The sequence below is a fragment of the Arthrobacter sp. I3 genome (assembly GCF_000520575.1).
Taxonomy (GTDB): domain Bacteria; phylum Actinomycetota; class Actinomycetes; order Actinomycetales; family Micrococcaceae; genus Arthrobacter; species Arthrobacter humicola_A.
The window spans coordinates 29076-32488 of record NZ_KI914945.1; the positions used below are offsets into that span (position 1 = coordinate 29076).

4 protein-coding genes are annotated in these 3413 nt (G+C 68.5%); 3 read left to right on the forward strand and 1 reads right to left on the reverse strand.

Annotation, left to right across the window (positions count from 1 at the left end):
• Both Y706_RS26160 and Y706_RS26165 read left to right on the forward strand, forming a co-directional pair.
• Nucleotides 1–297, forward strand: a 297-nt coding sequence (locus Y706_RS26160; RefSeq protein WP_043436376.1) for a helix-turn-helix domain-containing protein, incomplete at its 5' end; no start/stop codon positions are given.
• A gap of 74 nt (nt 298–371) precedes the next feature.
• Entirely contained in the window at nt 372–641 is a 270-nt protein-coding gene (locus Y706_RS26165) for a hypothetical protein (RefSeq protein ID WP_084476217.1), read from the forward strand.
• Nucleotides 642–649: 8 nt separating this feature from the next.
• Here the strand turns inward: Y706_RS26165 and Y706_RS0117220 are convergent, their stop codons facing one another.
• On the reverse strand, nt 650–1870 hold the full coding sequence (locus Y706_RS0117220) for a PucR family transcriptional regulator (RefSeq protein WP_028277577.1): 1221 nt from the start codon (nt 1868–1870) through the stop codon (nt 650–652).
• 245 nt (nt 1871–2115) lie between these two features.
• Between Y706_RS0117220 and ald the strand changes: the two genes are divergently transcribed.
• Nucleotides 2116–3234 (forward strand): alanine dehydrogenase, encoded by a 1119-nt coding sequence (gene ald / locus Y706_RS0117225; protein WP_028277578.1) that lies wholly within the window; start codon nt 2116–2118, stop codon nt 3232–3234.
• Nucleotides 3235–3413 lie beyond the last annotated feature (179 nt).

Genomic DNA, 3413 nt, shown 5'->3' on the forward strand with positions numbered 1-3413 from the left:
CCCGCGGCGCGGGACGCCGTCGTCGATCTGCTGGGCCGCTTCAGCCGCGGCAACGCCGTGACGGTCAGCAGCGTCGAGGAAATGCTGACGACGTCCCGGGCCGCGGAGCTTGCGGGAATCTCGCACACATATCTGCGGAACATGACCGACCGCGGCGAGATCCCGGTGGAGTACCGCGGAACGCACCGCCGGATCCGGCTGGCCGACATCATGGCGTGGCTCGAAACGCAGAAGAAGAATGGTGCGGGCGCCGGGACGCCGGCCGGCCAGGATGACGAGGCTGCCGGTGCTTCATGAAGCAGTGATAAGGATCAAGCAACGATCCCTGTCCGGCGCGGAAGCACTGATATCCCGCGGGTTAAGCTTGGAATGTGGGTAAATTCAGAGGGTGGCACATCGTGGCAGGGATCGCCGCCATGCTGCTCGCTGGCATCTTCGGAACCGCGATGGGCCTGAACAACACCGCCACGTATTTGGCCAGCGGCGTCGCTTTCGTAGCGGTGTCGCTCTGGGTGGACAGCCGGATTTCCCGCCGCCGCAGTGCCGCCGGCATCGCCGGCCCCGGCCAGGACCTTGGCCAGGACGCTGGCCACGACGCGAAGCCGGCCCTCGACGCGGACCCCTCCAAGCGCGAGGGCTAAGCCCGCCGCTAGATTCTGGGCCGGCCAGCCCAGCGCCGCGCCTTGAGCCCGGCATGCAGTTCCAGCCGCACCATTCCCTTCAACGGGTCCACGCCCAGCAGCTGGCGGATCCGGCCGAGCCGGTTGTAAATGCTGCTCCGGTGCAGGTGCAGTTTGGCCGCGACCTCCTGGACCGAGCCGTCGTTGTCGTAGAACAGCTCCAGCACGGGCAGCAGCTCGTGGTTGCGGTCATGGTCCTCGAGGAGGCGGAAATACACGGAACCCGCGTCTGCCCAGGCTCCCGCGCCGCCGCCGGCCGAGGCCAGGAGCTGGTAGACGCCGGTGGCCCGGCAGTCGACGAGCTCGCCCAGCTGGGGATCCACCGCCGCGGCCTGGGCCGCCTGCCGTGACTGCCGGTAGGCCTCGGCCAGTTCCCGCGGCTTGGCGAATCCCTCGGACGTGCCCAGGATGATCCGCCGGACCGTGCGCCCGGAGCGTTTGGCGAGTTCGAGCTGGTAGTGGACCAGCACCTGGGCGTGGTCGGCGCGTCCCGTGGATTCCTTGAAGAGCACCACCGCATGGGTCTCCGTGCCGGCGCTGAACAGTGCGGCGTCCACCCCGATGGTCGCCTGCAGCGCCGCGGAGCGGTGAATGAGCGTGTCGGCGATGGGATCCGAGCCCCCGGCCCAGCCATCCGCGTCCAGTACGGTCACCAGCTGCCAGGGCCCCTTGCCCTGGACCTCTTTCCAGCCCGCGACGGCCGCCGCCGCGTTGGCCTCCCCGGCGCACGCGGCCAGGAACTCCTGCTCTCGCCGGCGCCGGAACTCGGACTCCGCCGTGTTGGAATCCAGCAGCAGGGAGGACAGCTGCTCCAGCTCCGGCGCCACGTCCGGCAGCTGGGCGAGGACGGTCGCGGCGCTGGGCTCCTCGGCGTCGAGCTGGACCCACAGGTACCCCACCCGGAAGCCCCGCACCAACAGCGGCACGCACACGCGCCCGAGCATGCCGAGGTCCGCGTTGGCCGGCACGACGACCGGCCGGACCGCCGTCGCGATCCCGTGCGAGAGCTGCCACGCGATGACATCCACGGGGACCCGCTTGCTGAGCAGGAAGTTCACCCGGACGCGGTCCGCATGGGATTGGTTGGAGCTGTAGGCGAGGAGCAGACCGTCGAGGTCCTCGAGGGAGAGGCCGCGGCCCAGCCGCTGCGCCACCTGCTCCACGAGCTGCTCCACGTCCTGCTGCTGCATCCTGCCAGACTACTGCCCTCGCCCGCCGCACTGCGAATGCATCCGGGACGGACACGAGCCGACACCTGACGTCCGCGCCCTCGACAAATGTCTATTCCGGGTTTTGAAAAACCCCGGAATGACGCGGCGGGCGCCGGACGCCCGGCGGCGGCACCTGTCGCGTGCCTCACAGCGGGATTTATTCTGGAAGTACGAATCCCCCGCTCATCCAGGCCCACGAGGCCACCACCTACTGGAGCTAACAAATGATCATCGGCGTACCCAAAGAGATCAAGAACAACGAGTTCCGCGTCGCCATCACGGCGGCCGGCGTCCATGAATTCCGGACCCACGGCCACGAGGTCCTCGTCGAGCGCGGCGCGGGCCTGGGCTCCGGCATCACGGATGAGGAATACGCGATCGCCGGCGCCGAGATCGTCGCCGAAGCCGACGACGTCTGGGGCCGCGCCGACATGGTGCTGAAGGTCAAGGAACCGGTCAAGGCCGAATACCACCGCTTCCGCAAGGACCTGATCCTCTTCACTTACCTGCACCTGGCCGCCGAACCGGAACTGACCCAGGCACTGATCAACTCCGGCGTCACCGCCATCGCGTACGAGACCGTCCAGGAGGGCAGGTCCCTGCCGCTGCTGGCCCCGATGTCCGAGGTTGCCGGCCGGCTGTCCGTGCAGGTCGGCGCCACCTCCCTGATGGCCCCGGCAGGCGGCAAGGGTGTGCTGCTCGGCGGCGTCCCGGGCGTCCGTCCGGCCAAGGTCGTTGTCCTCGGCGCCGGTGTTGCCGGCACCAACGCAGCCGCCATGGCCCTGGGCCTGGGCGCCGACGTCACCATCCTGGACATCAACATCAACCGCCTGCGCGAACTGGACGCCCAGTACCAGGGCCGCCTGAAGACGGTTGCCTCCAACAAGTACGAGATCGAGAAGTCCGTGGTCGACGCCGACCTCGTGATCGGTTCGGTCCTGATCCCCGGCGCCAAGGCTCCGAAGCTCGTCACCAACGAGCTCGTGTCCCGGATGAAGCCCGGCTCCGTGCTGGTGGACATCGCCGTGGACCAGGGCGGCTGCTTCGAGGACACGCACCCCACCACGCACCAGGAACCGACGTACAAGGTCCACAACACGATCTTCTACTGCGTCGCCAACATGCCCGGCGCCGTCCCGAACACCTCCACGTACGCGCTGACCAACGTCACCCTGCGCTACGCCGTCTCACTGGCGAACCTGGGCGTCAAGGCTGCGTTTGAGCGCGACGCCGCCCTGGCCGCCGGCCTGAACATCGCCGGCGGCCAGGTTGCCCACCGCTCGGTCTCCGAGGCGCACAACCTGCCCCTCGTCGCCGACTGGCACGAGCTGGTCTCCGCGTAGCCAGCACCGCGTAACCAACACATCTCCGCGTAGCGGCACTTCATCGGCTGCTCCGTAACCGCCCTTTTGGACCCCCAGAACGGCAGTTACGGAGCAGTCGATGGCTGTTTAAGCCAGGGACCGGGCCTGCTCGATCAGCTGCAGCACCTGGAGCGGGCCCGCGGGGTCGACGGGGACTG

What these genes read in the sequence shown, in the direction of transcription:
- Y706_RS0117220 (WP_028277577.1), bottom strand. Translation starts at nt 1,870, where the DNA reads ATGCAGCAGCAGGACGTGGAGCAGCTCGTGGAGCAGGTGGCGCAGCGG.
- ald (WP_028277578.1), top strand. Translation starts at nt 2,116, where the DNA reads ATGATCATCGGCGTACCCAAAGAGATCAAGAACAACGAGTTCCGCGTC.